Source organism: Hymenobacter sp. BT491 (genome assembly GCF_014349165.1).
In the GTDB taxonomy this organism is placed as follows: Bacteria; Bacteroidota; Bacteroidia; order Cytophagales; family Hymenobacteraceae; genus Hymenobacter; species Hymenobacter jejuensis.
The window spans coordinates 240,263-259,173 of the sequence record NZ_JACSJJ010000001.1; the positions used below are offsets into that span (position 1 = coordinate 240,263).

Below are 18,911 nucleotides of genomic sequence, written 5' to 3' on the forward strand. Positions count from 1 at the left end.
TATCAAGTGGTTATATAGGTGTAGGTATTCTTGCTGGTAGCTTGGCTGCCCAACGTTTTGCGGAAAGCTTGCGGCGGAAAGCGCAACCCCAGGAGAGGCTTTGCGGTTAATATCTGATAGTATTTCGCTTCTTTTCCTCCTGCCTTATGAGAATTGCCGGCGCCGCCCTCAACCAAATCCCGATCGACTGGAAACATAACCTTCGCACCATCTGCGAGGCAATCGAGCAGGCAAAAGCGGCGGGCGTTGAATTGCTGTGCCTGCCGGAGCTATGCCTGACGGGTTACGGTTGCGAGGACTTATTTCTGCACGATTGGCTTTCGGCGGAGGCGCTGGAATATTTACAGCAAATCAGAAGCTGTACGCAAGGGATTTTGGTGTGCGTAGGCTTGCCCATTCGTCTCGCTGGCCGAACCTACAATACTTCGTGCGTGCTGCGCGACGGCGAAATCCTGGGTTTCGCGGCGAAGCAATTTTTGGCCAACGACGGCGTCCACTACGAGCCGCGCTGGTTTACGTCGTGGCGCGCGGGCGAAACGGGCATTGTGAGCTGGCAAGGCCAAGAGTGGCCCATCGGAGACTTGGTATTTGAGCATAAGGGGGTTCGTTTCGGTTTTGAGATTTGCGAGGATGCGTGGCGGCCCGACAACGAGCGTCCGGCCTGCCGGCTCATGGGCCGGGTTGATTTGATTGTCAATCCGTCGGCCAGCCACTTCGCAATGAGCAAAACGGACGTGCGCTACAACCTCGTCCTCAATGCTTCACGCAATTTTCGCTGCACGTATCTCTACGCCAACCTGCTGGGCAATGAGGCCGGCCGCATGATTTATGACGGCGAGATACTGGTTGCGCGCAATGGGCATTTGCTGACGCGTAATCAGTTGTTGAGCTTTAAAGAAGTGGATGTAGAATGCGTCGACGTCGATTTTTCGACGGAGCAACCCGTAGCCGAATCCATCGTGCCGCTGCCCACACCCGATGAGTACCGTGAGCTCAACCAAGCCCTGAGCTTGGCTCTGTTCGACTACATGCGCAAAAGCCGCAGCCGTGGTTTTGTGCTGTCGCTTAGCGGCGGTGCCGACTCCTGCATGTGCGCCGTTGCCGTAGCCGAAATGGTGCGACTAGGAGTGGCGGAGCTAGGCGTGGAAGAATTTAAACGGCGTAGCGGCTGTTTTTCGGCCGTTGAGAAAGTTGTGGCCCAGGTGGGTGCCGGCGGCCCGGCGCCTCAGCAAGTGGAAACGGCACCTGCCACCGAGGAAGACCCAACTGACAATTGGCAGCTGGTGCGGCGGTTGCTGACCTGCGCTTACCAAGGCACTGTCAATTCTTCGGATGACACCCAGCAATCAGCAAAGGAGCTCGCCGATTCGCTGGGAGCCGTGTTCTTCAACTGGACCATCGACGACGAAGTAAGTGGCTACGTAAGCAAAATCGAGCAGGCCTTGGACCGCCCCCTAGAATGGCAGACCGATGATTTGGCGCTGCAAAATATCCAGGCGAGGGTGCGGGCTCCTGGTATCTGGTTGTTAACCAATGTGTTAAACTGTTTATTGATTACAACGTCCAATCGCTCGGAAGCTTCTGTGGGGTACTGTACCATGGACGGCGACACGGCCGGCAGCATTTCGCCCATTGCGGATGTCGACAAAGATTTTGTGAAGAAATGGCTGCGCTGGGCTGAAAAGGAGCTGGGGTATGCCGCGCTTCGCCACGTCAATGCGTTGCAGCCTACGGCCGAGCTGCGCCCCCTCGCCGACAAACAAACCGACGAGCGCGACCTGATGCCTTACGTGCTGCTCAACCGCATCGAGCGGCTGGCTTTTTATAATCGCCTCAGTCCCAAGCAAGTACTTAATACCCTTATTGAGGAAGACCCCGCGCAGGACCCCGAGCAGCTCAAAACCTACGTCAAGCGGTTTTATTCGCTGTGGGCACGCAATCAGTGGAAGCGCGAACGTTATGCTCCTGCCTTCCACCTCGACGACTACAACGTAGACCCGCGCTCGTGGCTCCGCTTCCCGATCCTGAGCGGGGGCTTTCACGAAGAACTCGCGGCGCTGTAGCGTTTGCCCCATAAACCGGCTGGGTTTCCGTACTTTCGGCCTTCCATTTCCTTTCTCTTTTTCTATGAGCCTGCTTGCCTATATTACCTGGACGGCCTCGCCCATCATTGCCAAACTCGGACCGCTCACGTTGCGCTGGTACGGGTTGCTGTTCATGTCAGGCTTTGTGGTAGGGACGTTCATCCTGACGCACATTTACAAATCGGAAAAGGTATCGCCGCGGTGGGTAGATGTCATTACCATCTACATGCTGGTTGGGACCATAATTGGCGCGCGGTTGGGCCACTGTTTGTTTTACGATCCCGACTATTACTTAAAGCACCCGCTCGACATTCTCAAGATCTGGGAAGGCGGGCTGGCCAGCCACGGGGCTACCATTGGCATCTTGTTGGCTACCTGGCTGTTCGCGCGCAATAACAAGTTCGATTACCTGTGGGTGCTCGACCGCATTGTAATCGTGGTCGCTTCAGGCGGTGCCCTGATCCGATTGGGTAACCTGTTTAACTCCGAGATCATTGGCCGCGTGACCGATGTGCCGTGGGCATTCAAATTTGCGCGCTACAACGAGATTCACAACGAGCTGACCAACATTCCCAACGAGTTGCGGCACCCAACCCAGATTTACGAATCGCTGTTCTGCATATTTCTGCTAATTCTGCTCTACAGCATGTGGAACCGCACGAAAGAGCGCACCCCCCGTGGCTTGCTGTTCGGTCTGTTTGTAGTGCTGTTGTTTACCTTCCGTTTTCTGGTCGAATTCCTAAAAGAAAACCAGGTTTCTTTCGAAGATAAACTGCCCCTGAATATGGGTCAGTTGCTCAGTATTCCCTTGGTAATCATAGGGTTGTGGGTGGTGCTTCGGGCCGGCAAATGGCCCGGCAACCCCTACGGATTTGCGCCGCGTGACTTAGAGCAAGACGCCGCAGACGAGAAACCAAAGGCCATTGCCAAATCCAAATAAAAAGGGCCGCTCTCTGGAGAGCGGCCCTTTTTATTTGGGGGCATAAATACCTGCTACTGATTGGGTTGCAATGTGTATTGATACAGCGCACCTTGCTCAGTGCTGATAATTAGGCTGTTGCCGTAGAAGACAACTCCTTCCGTCTGGCCGGCGCCGGGCAGGGCAACGCGGTTCGGAGTGCTCTTGAGCATGGCTTCAAGGCTGTTGCCTTTGTAGAGAAACATTTCTTCGCGCCCCAGCAATACGAGGCTATGACCGTCAGGGCTGAGATTGGCATCGGTGACTTCGCCAGGTATACTCATGCTTGCAACCAGTTGCGCGGTATGCCGCCCCGGCTGGTCGGATACGGCGTACACGTTGCTGGTGCGTTGCTGCGCGCGGTCTTTGGTGAACAAATAGATTTTGCCATCGTGCCAAAGCGAGGCCTCGCAATCGAAGTTGCGGTCTTTCTTCGACGGTGGAAATTCCTTCTGATCCGCGTATGCAAAATGGATGCTGCCTACCTGCTGCGGGTTGGCCGGATTGAGGCGATAAATAACTAGATCGCGCCGCGTATTATCGTTGTTGCCGGTATCGCAAACGTAGATGTTGCCGCTGTTGTCTTTGGCCACGCTCTCCCAGTCTTTGTTGGGTACGCTCAGCTTGATCTCATTCAGAAGCTTGCCCTTCAAATCCACTTTGTAAAGCACCGGCTGGTTGCCGGCGTCGCCGTGGGTGTAAAACGTGCCAGGCTGCTCGGCATTGATAAGGCCGGAGCTTTCGGATACGCTGCCCGCCAATGAGCCAACGCGCTTCAGACCCGGTATTGATGCCCCAATGAGCTTGTTTTCGAGGCTCTCTTTTTTTGACTTTTTTTTGTCGCCCTTATCCGGGCCTTTATCGTTCTGCGCTTGCGAACAACTGGTACTGAGCAGAGCGCTTGCCAAGGTAGCAAGCGCGAAAAAAATGCGCATATCGCCGGAGTTTCAGGTAAAAAAGGCTGCTTCCGCTCACGGCAGAAGCAGCGTTACGAGGGGCTATACGCAAGCGCTCGCAATCAGGGTACAGGATCGTAGCCGTGACCGCCCCACGGATGGCAGCGGCTGATGCGGCGCAGCGCCAGCCGCCCACCCCGCCACGGACCGTATTTCTGCACCGCTTGTGCCGCGTAAGCCGAGCAGGTAGGCTGAAAGCGACAACTGGCCGGCGTAAGCGGCGAAATCAAATGCCGGTAAAACCAGATGAGGGCCAGAAAAAGCTGCCGGAAAAAATAAGCCATGGGTCAAAAGAAAGAACCGCAGCCCTGTGATCGGGCTTGCTGCTCTATAACAGCAAAAGTTTCTATGAGTGCAATGTACAAGTGTATAGCTCCAGTAATTTGAGCGATTTATAAGAATAATTAAATTATTAATATTTATAAGCTTATCTGTTTTACTCGCGTGGGCTTTTGAGTGCGAATTTGTGCAATTATCTTTGCGGCTGTTTATAAGTGAATTATCGTTTAGATCTATTCAAGTTGGTTGCCTATGCGAAAGCTATACTCGTGCCTTTGTCTTTTCTTATTGGTATCCGGTCATACGCTGCTAGCCCAAGGCAACGGCCCGGGCGTGCGGGGCGCCCGGGCGGCAGCGCTCGGCAATTCTTCCGTTACCATCAGTGACGTGTGGGCGATTGGCAACAACGTTGCAGGTATTGGCCAACTTACGCAGCCCACAATAGGGTTTTATGCCGAAAACCGCTTTTTAAGCCGCGCTTTCAATACAGCTGCGCTAGTTGCGGCCATGCCGTTGGGGCCGTTGGCAAATGGCAAGCCCAAGAGCGGAGTAGTAGGCTTCGAAGCACAGCGCTTCGGCGATAAGCTGTATTCCGAGCAGCGCTTGGGCGTAGGGTATGGGTACCGTGGGAGTTTGGTGAGCATCGGTGCCCGGCTCGATGTGCTGCAAGTGAGCATCGAACGCTTGGGCAGCCGACGTACTGCTGCGCTTTCGTTGGGCGGTCAGGCCGAAATCATTCCGAAACAGTTGGTATTTGGTGCCTATCTCTACAACCTCAACCAAGCTAAACTCGCTGAATACCAAGACGAACGCGTGCCCACCGTGTTAAAGGCCGGCCTTTCGTACCGACCCAACGACAAACTCATGCTTAACCTGGAAACAGAAAAAGACGTGGAGCAATCCGCTGATTTTAAGGCAGGTATAGAATATCGTCTCCTAGAAGCATTGGCGTTGCGGGCGGGTTTCGCTACCCTCACCGAGCAAACGACGGCTGGCTTGGGCTTTCAGGCTGGGCATTTGCAAATCGAGTATGCGGCTGCTTGGCAAACCGTGCTGGGGCTGAGCCAGCATTTGGCAGTAAGCTTACGGCTGGACGCCAAATGAGCCGGAAGCTGATGCACCGCCTGGCGGCTTTCCTGGGGCTCTTTCTAAGTATTGTGCCGGCGCTACAGGCGCAGGAATACGTACGCCCGGCGGCCGACCTCGACCGTTTGGTGCAGGAGCTGTTTGCCGAAATTCAGAGCGATCAAGTGCCGTATGAGGACGTGTACGAAACGTTGCTTCAGTATTACCAAACGCCCTTAAACCTTAACACGGCCACCCGCGAAGAACTGCGAAGTCTACTGCTCCTGTCCGAAGCCCAGATTTCTGCCTTGCTCCATCATCGCGAACAGGTTGGTATGTTGTTGAGTATGTATGAGTTGCAAAGCATCGACGGATTTGACCTGCGCAGTATCTACCGCGTGGCGCCTTTTGCAACGGTGCTCGATGGCAGCGTGGGAGGCAACCGCGGCCCGTTGTGGCAACGCGTCCTTCAAGAAGATAATAACGCCTTGCTAGTGCGCTACGAACGTGTGCTACAGCAAAGAAAGGGCTATACTGCCCCCGATACCACCAGCCGCCTGACGAGCCGCTACGCTGGCTCACCCGATAAGCTGCTGGTGCGTTACCGCGTCAGCCATGCCCACGACTTTAGCTTTGGTTTTACAGCCGAAAAAGATGCCGGCGAGGCTTTTTCCTGGAACCCTGGCTCGCGCCGTTACGGAGCCGATTTTTACTCGGCTCACTTCGTTGTGCACGAACGCGGCCGACTCAAAACGCTGGCGTTGGGCGATTACCAGCTGCAATTCGGGCAAGGGTTGTTGCTTTCTTCGGGCTTTCAGGTAGGCAAAGGCGCAGAGACGATCACGACCATTCGCCGCAGCAACGTGGGGGTGCGGCCTTATTCTTCGGTGTTGGAAAACTCATTTTTCCGCGGTGCAGCCGCTACTTTTTCCCTATCTAAAACGCTGCAAGCCACAGCTTTTGCCTCGTGGAAAAAGGTAGATGCCAGCATCCAGACAAGCACCGATTCGTTGGCAGAGTTCGATGAGTTTTCGTCGGGAGTTTTGCTGACAGGCCTGCATCGGACCACTACGGAACTGGCCAATCGCAAAGACCTGCGCGAACTGATCAGCGGCGGCAACTTTACTTACACCAGTCGCAACAGCAATTTCAGCGCCGGCCTCACGGCCGTTGATACGCATTTCGACAAAGCCATTCTGCGCCGCTCGGAGCCTTATAACGCGTTCGAGTTCAGAGGGATGCATAACCTAGCCGTGAGTACGCACTACAGCTACGTGCTACACAATGCGTTGCTATTCGGCGAAACGGCGCGCAGCAGCGGTGGCGGCTGGGGCACTGTGAATGGCGTGCTGGCTAGCTTAGCCTCCAACGTCGATGCTTCGGTGCTGTACCGACGGTATACGCGTGATTTTCATACGTTTTACGGCAACGCGCTCAGCGAAAACACCCGTAATATCAACGAAAGCGGTCTGTATATGGGTCTGAAAATGAGGCCGTTGTACAAATGGGAAATTTCGGCTTATTACGATCAGTTTCGATTTCCGTGGCTGAAATACCAGATCGGAGCCCCTTCGCAGGGCCACGACTGGCTGTTGCGCGTGGCCTTTTCGCCTTCCAAAACCAGTCTGCTTTACGCCCAAATGCGCTTGCGCGTGAAAGACCACGATGGCGACCTCGATCCGGTTCGGCCGGTGCCGGTGCCTACGGAGCGCCGCAGCGTGCTGTTGTTTTACGATGCCAACCCCTCTGCCACATTGAGCTTGCGTACGCGTTTGCAAGGCACGCATTACCGCGAAAACGACGGTCCGCGGCGTGCGGGGTACGTTCTGGCTCAGGATGTTACGGTGGCGGTGGTGCCGAGCGTACAGCTCAGCGCCCGTTACGCCCTCTTCGATACCGACGATTATGATACGCGCCAATACGTGTTTGAGCGCGACGTGCTGTATGCGTTTTCTGTGCCGCCGCTCTATGGGCAGGGTACGCGGGTATATGCCCTGGCCGAAGTCAAATGCAGCCGCCACCTGACGCTGTGGTTGCGCTACGACGAAACCCATTATCGGCACCACACTACGATCGGCTCAGGGCTGGAGGAAATCCAGGGGCCACGCCGCTCGCAAGTGAAAATGCAGGTACGATATAAAATATAAGTATCTGATTATAAAATGATTATGTGCAACCAAAAAGGTCATACAACAGCACGTTGTATGACCTTTTTGGTTGCTAGAAAACTGCTTGCTACTCCTTCAGAAGCCGCAGGACTGTAGTGCCTTCCGGAAGCGTCAGATGCAACTGGTAAACGCCCTTCGCCAACTGGCTTAGATCGAGGCGGTGGTGAAGCGGTGCAGCGCTTTTGGTGAGGGTTTCGGTGGTAACTGAGCGGCCAAGAGCATCCGTAACGCGCAGGCTCAGAGATCCTTGCTTGCCGTTGTCAACAGTAAGTTGAAAGACGCCCGCGCTTGGATTTGGGAAGAGCTCTACGCCTTTAAGCAGGGCCGCATTCTGGCTGCTGAGTACCACACTGGCAATGCTCTCGTTGGAGTAAGCCGACGGCCCGGCTGAGTTCACGGCCCGCACCCGATAATAGTAGCGTCCGCTGAGGGCCACCGGATCGGTATAGGTGGTTGTGTTGGCGGGCAGCGTAGCAATGCGTTGATAGGCCGTGTTGTTATCGGGTGAGCGCTCCAGCTCAAAGCCCGTTTCGTTGGTGGCGTTATCCGTCCACTGCACGTCGATGTTAGCAGTTCCGTTTGCGGTGCCGTTGGCAAACGCGATGAGGCTGGTGGGCGCGTTGGGCACGCCTAGAACGGTGCATAACTCAAGGCTCCAGCCTGTAAGCGCGCCACCGTTGCCGGCCGCATTATCGTTGATGGTCAGCGTCCAGTTGCCGTTGGCTGGGCTGTTGAGCAATTCGCTGAGAGAGTTGGCCGGACGATACGTCGCGCCCGCCGTAAGCGGGCAACTCAAGGCCGCCGCAGCTGTTTCGTCGAGGCTGATAGTGAGGGTGGAAGTACCCGCGCAGATGCGCGGAATCAGGATGGCTGTTCGCCCGGCCGGGTTGGTAAGCGAAATCTGCAATTCGCCCACGTTGGCATGGGTCAGGGTCAAGTTGCGGATGGCAATTGCCGATACGATTTCGGTCGTGCTTACCGGGATAACAGAGGTAGCAGTTGCCGGAGCATCGGCCGGAATGGCAACCGGGACTTGCGCAGCAGGGTACACTTGGCAGGTAGGCGTGCTGGTCTGGAACTGCGTAGCGGCCGAATAGGCGGCGGGGCCGCACAGGCCGTTGCCCCGCACCCGCCAGTAATAAACGGTATTGGCCTGGAGCGGAGCGAGCAGCGTAAAAGTGGTGCCGCTTATGCTTGTTTGGTTGACAATGAGGTTGGTAAATCCCGCATCCGTGGCCACTTGCAGATCGTAGCTGGTAGCGCTGGCCGCGGCACTCCACTCAAACCGCGCCCGGGTGGTGGTGCGCACTACGCTGGTTGGCGCAGTAGGGGTAGGCACCTGCGTAACGATGTCGCGCACCCGCACCCGTACTTGCTGCGATTGCGTAATGCCGTTGCTGGTGCCCGTTAGGTTGACGACGTAAATTCCTGGTGCAGTGCCAGTTGCGACGGAAATAGTGGCTTGAGAGGTTGTGCCTGCGCTGATGCTAGCCGGTGCAAATGTTACGCTAAGCCCCGTCGGCAGGGTGCCGGCCGACAGCTCCACGTTGCCCGAAAAGCCCTGCAAAGTGCTTGCGCCTACGGGTAGGACAACGGAGTTGCCGGGACAAACTTCCGTCAGGCTGCCTTCTACACATGAAGAGTTTAAGTAAAATGTGGGCCCTGTAAGTGCTTGAATAATAAAGTTTTGATCGGATATATCGAAGAAAATGTTGCCTACTGCTTGCACTTTGAGGCGAGCCCCGGTGGTGGCAGCAGTACCCGCGGGCACCGTTATCGACTCGCAGCCATCGTTGGGTGTGTTGGCGGCTAATACCACGGGGAAGGTCAGGCCGCCGTCGGTGGATAGGAGGATGTCTACGTTGGAGGCGCTAATGGGGGCTTGGTTGGTGTTGGACACGTCCCAGGTTACAAGCTGGGAAGCGCCGGCTTGCCACGTTGCGACCGTGTTTGGGGCCGTTACGACGAACGGCCCTGCCGTACCGACCACTGCCACGTTCATCGAATCGTAGTCAACGCCTCCACCGCCGGCCCGGTTATCCCGAGCGACGAGCCGAAACATCAGTTTGCGCGCATATGAAGGCAGCAATTCGCCGATTTGGTGCGTGTTGCCGAGCAAATCGGCGAGACGAGGAAAAGTCCGGAAACCCGAAGTAACGGGCGCAAAAACCCGAAAGAGTGGGGCATTGCCCGTGGGCGCGTTGGGGTTGCCCGAGGGGCCTAGGTCGTATTCTTCCCAGGAATAGGTGAGGGCATCGCCATCAGGATCGGTGGCGGAGCCGGAGAGCGCAAACGGCGTGCTGATCGGGATGCGGTAGTTCGCGCCAGCATTCACAACGGGCGGGTGATTGCCAGTTGGCGTCACCGTGGCACAATTACCAGGGCCCGTAACGTGCGCCAGAATTTGGTCGAAGCTGCGCGAATGAAAGTACGGATCGCTGTTGGTCTGGATGTTGTCGATGGCGCAAATGCCGGCATAGGCCATGATAGACGTGCCGCTGCCGGGCTCATACGCCGATGCCGAGGAGCGATTGCCGCTGCAATTGCCCGAAGTGCTATTGAACGTATGATCGGCGCCGAATTGGTGGCCCATTTCGTGCGCTACAAAATCGACGTCGAACGCATCGCCCACTGGGTTGGGCAGCCCCGTTACACCGCGGGCCTTTCCCTGAACGCACACTGACGGTCGTTGCGCAATGCCTCCGCCTCCCGTACTGAACACGTGGCCAATATCGTATTTGCTATCGCCAATGCGCTGATCTACAGTGCTTTGGTTTTGATCGAGCATGGCCTCCCCGTTGTTGTTGGTGTAGGGGTCGGTGGTGCCGTCGAGGAAAATAAGGGTATCGTTTTTGGCTACCAGTACGAGCCGGATGGCCAATTCGCGCTCGTAGATGCCACTCACGCGGTTTACGGATGTGACAATGCCCGCCAGCGCGCCTTCTTTGGTGCCCTGTTTGGTGGCAGCGTATTCGCCGGTGCAGGCAACCGCCAGGCGGTACGTGCGTAATTCGGTACCGTTGGAGGAGCGCAACAGCGCTCCGGCAGCCGGCGCTGCCGTCTGGGTATCGCCTCCGGTGAGGCACACCGCCCCCAGCGCGTTCGGCGCCATCGCTTGCTTAGAAAAGACCAAGTGGTGCGTTGCGTCGGCGGAGCTAGCCGGGTCGATGTAAATGGTTTGCGAACCAGTTAGGATCTGGGCGTGAAAACCGGCTGGTGACACATCCAAGCGTGCCGTAGCGGAAGGGTCGTCGATGCCCTGCGCTTCGTAGGTGCGGATCTGAGGATAGCGGGCCGCCAATTCGGGCGCCATTACGGGCACCGTCGCCACCCGAAAACGCCCGGAAGTGCCATCGGGTAAAGGCAGCGAAACCACAGTTGCGGAGTTGCGGGCGCCGGCGCCTTTTTCAGCAGGCGCCTGCTTCAATACTTCGCGCAGGGTCGAGAGTTGAAACGACACCGGCCGGAAGCGCAACAAGTCTTTGGTATGGCGGCGCGCCACAGCCGGAGCTTGCGGATCATCGGCCCACAGAACGCGTTGAGCTGCACTTTCGCGCGGGATTCCGGCCGCTGCTACCAATAAGCCACTAAGCAACGAAGCACGCCAACGTTGCCAAAATCTAGTAAACTGTATAGCCATAATAAGCCAGAATAGTCGTGAAAGTATAGCAGTGCGCGTTCCTTTAAATGTAGGCTTTTTGCTTCTAATTACCCCTGCGCGTTGCCAGTCTATAGAAGTGAAACCGTGACCGGATGTTGCACAAAAAAGCCTGCTTGCCAGAAAGGCAAGCAGGCTTCGAAAAGCAACGAAAGCCGAGTGACTCTTACGCATCCGTTTTCAACAACACGACCTGTACCTTATCGGCCGTGCTGATCTTGCGCCGAAAGTCGACGTAGGCCGGATAATCGGTGCGGGCAAAGCGGGTATGGGGCATGCTCAGGCGTCGGACATACTGCAACGTGCCATCGGGCAGGGCCTGTACCTGGGTGGTATAGGTGCCGAAAGCCGTGGTGAGCTGCACCGGCGCCGGCAGGCTTTCGGGCTTAACACCCGCTGGCACGTGAAACCGAATGGTGTCGGCCTGCGAGTACGCGTGGCTGAGCCATACCTCGCTCTGCCGTTCGCCAACCGGCGGTACAATGGCGGATGTTTTGCTTAATAAATTGATATTCAAGAAGATGCGTTTGCCGCTGGCGGCGGCATAATTAGGCAGAGCCAACGCCAAGGTTTCGGTTACTGCGGGCAACCCAGGGAAGGGAGTTGCCGCAAGGTTAAGCTTCGTGATGCTGAAGTTGGCCAAGGCTAAGCTTTCCGCAATCTTCTTTTTCTGCTCGCTTGCGTCCAAGCTGGTGAGCAACGCACTGACGCGTTCCTGCTCCTGGCCGGTGCGCACCGTCCGGATGGTAGCGGTGGCATTGCCTTGGGCATCTACGTACACATCGGCCCGGCGCTCCCGGCGGTTTTCAGCGGCTCCGTACTTTGGCGTAGCCACCAGATGACCACCGCTGGGCATCAGCAACAGCGCATGGCGGTTGCCAGTGAAGCTGCCCATGTAGTTGAAGGCGATGGTTTGGCTGGTGCATTCGAGCCACACGGTATCGCGCTTGGCTCCTTTGGTGAGGGGCACGCACAGCACCACGTGGTTAAACTGACTGCTCGGAAAATCGGTGTGGATGTCGGGTTCATCGGCCCGCACCAATGCGCAGTAGGAAGTAACCCCAGCGGCCTGCAACAAAGCTTTGCCATAGTTAGACAGCGCTTTGCAGTCGCCGTAGCCGGTGCTGCTGACGGTGCTCGCCGGGAAAGTTTGCCAGCCTCCGAGCCCCAACTGGATGGAGATGTAACGGGTATTGGCCTGCAAAAACTCGTACACTTTCCGGATGCGGGCGCGTTCGTCGGTTTCGCCCTGCACCAGCGCCGCAATGCGGGCTTTTACGGTTTCGGGCAACTCGTCGCGACCGGCGTTGAGCTCGTAGGTCCACTGGCTCAGCTGTTGCCACGACGTAAGGCTGCCGCTGTGACCCTGCACTTCAAAGGTGGTAGGCGCCGTAACCACCATGGGCACTTGCTCCGAAATAGGTGGGCTGTCGGCTTCGTCTTCAAAAGCCGGTAAGTTGGCAAGCTCCCATTGGTACACTTCCAACGAACCGTCCTGACTACGAGCTGCTTTCACGCCTTTCGGCAGATGCCGTTCTTGGTAGCGTAATGGCAGAGTAGCTGGCGTCAGTACCCGAAAGGTAGCGTGCTCCACGGCTTGCTGCTCCTCCGTCTGCGGGCTCCACGTTGAGTAGAAAAGCGAGTTGTCGGAAACTACTTCGTATTCAAAATCAACGGTGTAGGGATACGCAGTCTGGCGCAGGTCGGCGAGGCGGCCGCGGTTGTCGGTTGCTAAGCTAGAGCCATCCGAAAGGCCATAATCCTTCACGTCGTTGCTACGCAGGTTGTGAAGCAGCCGTCCGTCGGCATCGTACACGGCTCCGCGCAGGTAGTTGATGCTGTTAAGCTGGCCATACTGTACCAACTCCCGGCCTTGGCTGTCGCCGTTCTCGTCGAGTATCGTCACCACGCGGTGCACCGTGCTCACGGTCCGGCTCGGCGACTTTACCAACAGCGTTTCCTCATACTGCCGTACCACAGCATGCGCGTTTTCCCGCAGCGCCGCAGCTATTGTAGCCACCGGATATTTAGGCTGGCCGCCCGCGTTCGCCGCGCTAGCGGCTCCGAGAAGCACCCCAAAGCAGGATGCGGCTTTTGTTACAAAGTGCATACAGCCAAGATGTTATGATTTCTTCTTCAACACAATTTGCTCGGCCTGTTTGGCAATCAGGCGGGCGTAGAACTCGCGCAGCGAACCGTATTCGGCGGCTGAGTACACTGCCTTGCGCAAGCTCAGGCGGCTTGTTACCTGTAGCGAACTGGCGTTGGGTTGCACCGAGTACATGTAGCGTCCACCATCGTTGGGCAAGTCCAAAACCAAGGCCTTCGGAAGTTCATCAACATCATAACCACTTGGTATACTGATGTTTATGATAATCGTCTCATCAATGGGAGCGCCAAAGTCAACCGGGAAAAGGCGGTCTTCGTGAACAAACGGGTTTTTGTCGTCGCCAAAATGCCGGACTGGGTTTAGGTATAGCGTAGTGGCCGGAGCTTCGGCACCGGGGCTTACAAACTCGTAGTCCAGACCCAGCGGATTTTGCAGCGCCGAGCGCTGGGTAAAAGCGTATTTGGCAATGTTCCAGCCTTCGTGGTTGCTGGCCAACTTCTCCATGAATTTCTTCTCGCCTTCCTTTTGCAGCTTTTCGCGGGTGTAGACCCCAGTGTAGCCGCCGTGCTCCTGGTGTACTTTGCCCGTCCAGCCGCCTCGCTCGTCGAGTGTAAGTTGCACCATGCGGTAATCGACAAAGCGCTGAGCGGGCTTCAGATCAACCCAGCGCGATTGCGCGACATCGGGCATAATCAGGTGGCCTTGGCCATTGAGGCAGCGCGTAGGCAATACGCCGCAAGGCACGAATTCTTCGGTAGCATCGGCCAGCATTTCTTTGCCGTCGGGCAGTGCGATGTGTGCTACCACATAATTAAATTTAGACAGAAGCGGTTGTCCGGAAACATTTACCCAGCCGTTTTCGCGTGTGCTGAGCAAAACGGGGTTGGCCTGAAAACCGGCATCGCGCAGCAGCGCCACAAACAACAGGTTTACATCAGCCGCATTGCCGCTATGCTGGTCAAGAGCCTTGCGTAGCGTGCTGGTGGCGTAAATACGGTCGCTGCCATTATACTTCAGCGAGGTGCGCACGAGTTCGTGTACAGCCGCGATTTTGGCTGCCGGATCGGTGGCTTTGGCGAGCGCAGCGGTCAGCTGTTCCTTCAGGAACGTGTTGGTTTTCAATTGAGTACCAAACTGCTCGTCGGCGAGCAGATCCTTGTCGATCTTGTTCCAGGTGTCGGCTACCGGGTGGTAGCCTTCCTGCGGAAACTGATAGCCTGCCAGCTCAAAGTCGATGCTGGAGATGAAGTTCTCCGAAGCCGTCATGTACGGCTCCTCACGAAACGCCGGGACATTTTTCATCGCCCAACGGTTGTTCGTCACGTTAGCAGTGATCGTACCGGCGTTTGACGAAGAGCCGGCTACGCTGTTCATGTCGCCGTACACGCCAAACCCTGTCCGCGTCACGCTTTGCTCGCGCACATCCAAGGGCTTGTAGCCCCGCATCTGGATTTTGTAGTCGAAGTACTCGGGCATGGCCACCCGGTACTCGCTCCAGCGCACCGGAATGGAGTGCTGAAACTGCCAATCCTGAAAGTTGAACAAAAACTCCGACGTGATGCTGTAGGCAAATTCAATCACGGAGCCCACGCGCACGTTGGGCATCGTGAACTTCTGAATGTTGGTGTTCGCCGTCGATTTTTCCTTGAAAATGGACGTGGAGGCCAGTTTTTCTTTCACCACCTGCCCGTTGACCAAGTTGTAGGTGAAGCCACGCAAGTTGGCCAGGCGCTCTTCCCGGCTGTCTTTGTGGTAAAGGGATATACTCCGCGTAGCCCAGTCGTAGCCCGATTTTTTAAGAATTTTGATGCGCATTACGCGGTCGAAAACCAGTTTAAAGCCTTCGTGGTCAGTGATAAAGCGCGATTGACCGTAGTCGCACAGAATGACGGCTTCCGAAGCGCTGTCGGCCACAAAGCCCTGCTCTTTTAGATCGGCCTCGTCGATTTTGCCGAATTTGATGGGATCGGGGGCTTGCCCCGCCGCTGGCGAAGCCATAAAACCGCCCAAAAGCACTACCAAATAGAAGAGTAGCGAATGTTTCATGCAGTAGGATTGATAGAAAACGGAGTAATAAAGTATCTGCATTCGAAAAGAATGCTGTAGTCAGATGCTAGCAGAGTACAATTAGAAAAGGCGCCAAGCGCGAAGCAATATCTCGGCCAAACGGGCGCCAGTTACAATAATATGCAACGATATAACTATTTTAATTTAAATTTTAAATAGCTGGGTATTTTATTTATAAATTATTGATAATCAAGTAATTGTAAATGATAGCTTGGGCCGCAATTCGTACAGCGGCGCGCTTGATAACAGCCTTGGCAGCAAGTTAGCTTAAGCTAGTCTTACGTTGCAAGCGCACACCCCACATCAAGTACAACAATGCTGTTAATGCAAATGCCGCCGATAGTCCGTACACATAGGAGAGATGCGCTGGCACGTTGCCATATAGCCACCCTGCCGCCAAAGCGCCTATCCCAATGCCTGCCTCCAACGCGATGTACATCGTGGCCACGGCCCGACCGCGGCGGGTTTCTTCACTCAAATCGATGGTCCAGGCGTAGAGGGTAGGAGAGTTGAGCCCGGAGCCCAATCCAAACAAAACGGCCGCCACCAGAAACACAACTCCCGATTGTGCCAGGGCCAGCGTCACCAGCGCCACCACCAATATGGCCGTAGAAACCCGCAACACCGGCACGCGACCATACCGGTCGGAAGCACGCCCTGCTATCAAGCGTACCACCAAAGAGGCAATGGTGAAGAAGCTGAAAAACAGACCTTTATTGCCAAGGTGCAGCAGCTCGCTGTGGTCGGGCACGACGGTAAGAATGCTGCCGTAGGAGAACATGCACAACAGCGTTACCAGCGATGGGGCCAGCACCTGCGGCTCCAAAATCTCGTTCCATTGCAGGCGCAGCAACCGCCAGCTAAACCGTTCGCGCTGCGGCAAGGGCAACGTTTCGGTCATGGTGCCCTGCACGGCCAGCGACAGCAGCGCCGCTCCCGACGAGCAGTAGAACATGGTATTTAGGGAGAAATGATCGGTGATCAGGCTGCCCACGGCCGGGCCGGCGGCCATGCCCAGGCTCCCGGCTACGCCCAGCAACCCCATTGCCTCGCCCCGGCGCTCCAGCGGAATAATATCGGCCACGAAAGCAGCCGTGCCAGTAGGCTTAAATCCCGTGCTGAAGCCGTGCAGTAAGCGCAGCAACAGAAACCCAGCCACAGTCGTCACCCACGGATAAAAAAACCCGCACAGAAAGCACACCAGCGACCCAAACACCATTACCGGAATACGGCCGACCGTATCGGCGAGCTTGCCGCTGAAGGGGCGTGAAAAGCCCGCCGTGAGGGTAAACAGGGCAATGATGAAGCCTTTGTATTCCGCCCCGCCCAGCTGCGTCAGAAAATCGGGCAGTTCGGGCAACAGCATGTTGAAGCTGGCAAAAAACAGAAAAGAGCTCAGGCACATCAACCAAAAACCGGCTGTGTAGATGCTGCTGCGGAAAAAGGGCATGCCGCAAAGGTAGAAATTGCCTAGGCGCCGGTCTAGGCGATAACAAACATAGTTTTAGCACCAGACCAGCGTGAGGAGAAGGGCTGCCAAAACGGCCGCTTGTTGAGTTTGGAGCAAACCTTGTCGTATAGGTGCTGTATGTCTGGACTTTCTGATTTTTTTACGACGATTTCTGCCAAGCGTCCGCGCGCCGATGGCAAACCTGCTCTTACCGTGCGCGAACGCTTTTCGGCGCTCCGCAACCTACCCGAATTTCTGCGCCTGATCTGGGAAACCAGCCCGTCGCTCACCTTGGGCAACATTGCCCTGCGCCTAGTACGGGCCGCGCTGCCGCTGGCGCTGCTCTATGTGGGCCGGCTGATTCTGGACCTCATCGTTGGGCTGGCTCGCAATCCCAGCAGCACGACTTCCCTGACGCCGCTTTTTGAGCTGGTCGGGCTGGAATTTGGCTTGGCCATCCTTTCCGACGCCACGGGCCGGGCTGTGGCCTTGCTCGATAGCTTGCTCGGTGATCTGTTTGCCAACCGTTCGTCGGTGCGGCTAATGGAGCACGCCGCCCAGCTCGACCTCGACCAGTTTGAGGATAGCGCTTTCTATGACAAACTGGAACGTGCTCGCCGTCAGACACTTTCGCGCACAGTGCTTATGTCGCAAGTGTTGTCGCAGGCCCAGGATGCGGTCACGATGGCGTTTCTGGCGGTGGGACTGACGGCGTTTAATCCGTGGCTGCTCTTGCTGCTGTTAGTAGCCGTAATCCCGGCGTTTCTGGGCGAGTCGCACTTCAACGAGCGCAGCTATTCGCTGGTACACGGCTGGACGCCCGAACGCCGCGAGTTGGACTACCTGCGCGTAACCGGCGCCAGCGACGAAACCGCCAAGGAGGTGAAAATCTTTGGGTTATCGGGTTTTCTGATTGAGCGCTTTCAGCAGCTCTCCGATGAATTCTATAACAAGAACAAAAGCTTGGTGGTGCGCCGGGCCACGTGGGGCACCTTCTTCGCGGCGGTTGGGGCGGCGGGTTACTATGGCGCGTACGTGTACATCATCACCCAAGCCGTACGCGGCCAGATCTCGATTGGTCAGCTTACGTTTTTATCGGGCTCCTTTGCGCGGATGCGCGGGCTGCTGGAGGGCATTCTGAGCCGATTTAGCAGCGTAGCGGAAGGTGCCTTGTACCTGCAAGATTTTTTCGACTTTTTCCGATTGCAGCCCCGTATCATTCGCGATGTTACGCGGCCTGTGCGTCCATTCCCCAATCCTATCCGCCAAGGCTTTGAATTCGAAAACGTAGGCTTCAAATACCGCAACGCGGGCAAATGGGCGCTGCGCAACCTTAGCTTCACCTTGCAAGCCGGCGAGAAACTGGCTTTGGTAGGCGAAAACGGAGCCGGCAAAACCACGCTGGTAAAGCTCCTCGCCCGGCTCTACGACCCCACGGAAGGCCGCATTCTGCTCGATGGCTACGATCTGCGCGAGTACGACCCTGCCGAGCTGCGCCAAGAAATCGGGGTGATCTTTCAGGATTTCGTACGCTTCCAACTGTCGGCTGGACAAAACCTGGCCGTGGGGCGCATCGAGGAAAAGGAAAATACGGACCGCATTCAATCCGCGGCGGCGCAAAGCCTCGCCGATTCGGTCATTCAGAAGCTGCCAGCCGGCTACGATCAGATTATCGGGCGGCGCTTTGCGGGCGGCGTCGACTTAAGCGGTGGCGAGTGGCAAAAGATTGCGTTGGGTCGCGCGTATATGCGCGATGCTCAGTTGCTGATCTTGGACGAGCCCACCGCCGCCCTTGATGCCCGTGCCGAACATGAGGTCTTTCAGCGTTTCGCCGACCTTACCAAAGGCAAAACCGCCGTTCTGATCTCGCACCGCTTCAGCACCGTGCGCATGGCCGACCGCATCCTGGTAATTGAGAACGGACAGTTCGTCGAAATTGGCTCGCACGAGGCCCTGTTGGCCAAGGGCGGACGCTACGCCGAGCTGTTTGCGTTGCAGGCCGCGGGCTACCGCTAAATGTCGGTTTACGCCAAAATTTTGTACATGCTTTATCAATTGATACTCAAGATCTAAGCCTGATTTTATTGCGTATCTTAGAGGGTATGTCGGTTATGAA

11 protein-coding genes are annotated in these 18,911 nt (G+C 56.3%); 5 read left to right on the top strand and 6 right to left on the bottom strand.

What is annotated here, in order from left to right:
• Positions 1-146: 146 nt before the first annotated feature.
• Positions 147-2,063 (top strand): NAD(+) synthase, encoded by a 1,917-nt coding sequence (gene nadE / locus H9I52_RS01090; protein WP_187452294.1) that lies wholly within the window; start codon positions 147-149, stop codon positions 2,061-2,063.
• Positions 2,064-2,127: 64 nt separating this feature from the next.
• A complete protein-coding gene (gene lgt / locus H9I52_RS01095; protein WP_187452295.1) occupies positions 2,128-3,024 on the top strand; it encodes a prolipoprotein diacylglyceryl transferase in 897 nt (298 codons plus the stop codon).
• Positions 3,025-3,077: 53 nt separating this feature from the next.
• On the opposite strand, the gene H9I52_RS01100 is transcribed toward lgt, so the two are convergent.
• Both H9I52_RS01100 and yidD read right to left on the bottom strand, forming a co-directional pair.
• Complete coding sequence (locus tag H9I52_RS01100; RefSeq protein WP_187452296.1) at positions 3,078-3,977, bottom strand: hypothetical protein; 900 nt, start codon at positions 3,975-3,977, stop codon at positions 3,078-3,080.
• A gap of 83 nt (positions 3,978-4,060) precedes the next feature.
• The gene (yidD, locus tag H9I52_RS01105; RefSeq protein ID WP_139514563.1) at positions 4,061-4,282 is read right to left on the bottom strand and encodes a membrane protein insertion efficiency factor YidD; all 222 of its coding nucleotides are present in this window, start codon (positions 4,280-4,282) and stop codon (positions 4,061-4,063) included.
• 247 nt (positions 4,283-4,529) lie between these two features.
• Here yidD and H9I52_RS01110 point away from each other — a divergent pair, with 247 nt between their 5' ends.
• Positions 4,530-5,381 carry a hypothetical protein gene (locus tag H9I52_RS01110; protein ID WP_187452297.1) on the top strand — a complete coding sequence of 284 codons (852 nt, stop codon included), beginning with the start codon at positions 4,530-4,532 and terminating at the stop codon, positions 5,379-5,381.
• The gene (locus tag H9I52_RS01115) at positions 5,378-7,489 is read left to right on the top strand and encodes a helix-hairpin-helix domain-containing protein (protein ID WP_262385915.1); all 2,112 of its coding nucleotides are present in this window, start codon (positions 5,378-5,380) and stop codon (positions 7,487-7,489) included. The genes H9I52_RS01110 and H9I52_RS01115 overlap by 4 nt, the downstream gene beginning before the upstream one ends.
• 88 nt (positions 7,490-7,577) lie before the next feature.
• On the opposite strand, the gene H9I52_RS01120 is transcribed toward H9I52_RS01115, so the two are convergent.
• The 4 genes from H9I52_RS01120 to H9I52_RS01135 all read right to left on the bottom strand — a co-directional run bounded on the left by H9I52_RS01120 (position 7,578) and on the right by H9I52_RS01135 (position 16,795).
• On the bottom strand, positions 7,578-11,150 hold the full coding sequence (locus H9I52_RS01120) for a reprolysin-like metallopeptidase (protein WP_187452298.1): 3,573 nt from the start codon (positions 11,148-11,150) through the stop codon (positions 7,578-7,580).
• A gap of 184 nt (positions 11,151-11,334) precedes the next feature.
• On the bottom strand, positions 11,335-13,188 hold the full coding sequence (locus H9I52_RS01125) for a DUF3857 domain-containing protein (RefSeq protein WP_187452299.1): 1,854 nt from the start codon (positions 13,186-13,188) through the stop codon (positions 11,335-11,337).
• 102 nt (positions 13,189-13,290) lie between these two features.
• Positions 13,291-15,324, bottom strand: a complete 2,034-nt coding sequence (locus tag H9I52_RS01130; protein ID WP_187452300.1) for a DUF3857 and transglutaminase domain-containing protein — start codon at positions 15,322-15,324, stop codon at positions 13,291-13,293.
• A gap of 283 nt (positions 15,325-15,607) precedes the next feature.
• Complete coding sequence (locus H9I52_RS01135; protein ID WP_187452301.1) at positions 15,608-16,795, bottom strand: MFS transporter; 1,188 nt, start codon at positions 16,793-16,795, stop codon at positions 15,608-15,610.
• A gap of 138 nt (positions 16,796-16,933) precedes the next feature.
• Here H9I52_RS01135 and H9I52_RS01140 point away from each other — a divergent pair, with 138 nt between their 5' ends.
• On the top strand, positions 16,934-18,811 hold the full coding sequence (locus tag H9I52_RS01140) for an ABC transporter ATP-binding protein (protein ID WP_187452302.1): 1,878 nt from the start codon (positions 16,934-16,936) through the stop codon (positions 18,809-18,811).
• The last annotated feature ends 100 nt before the right edge of the window (positions 18,812-18,911 follow it).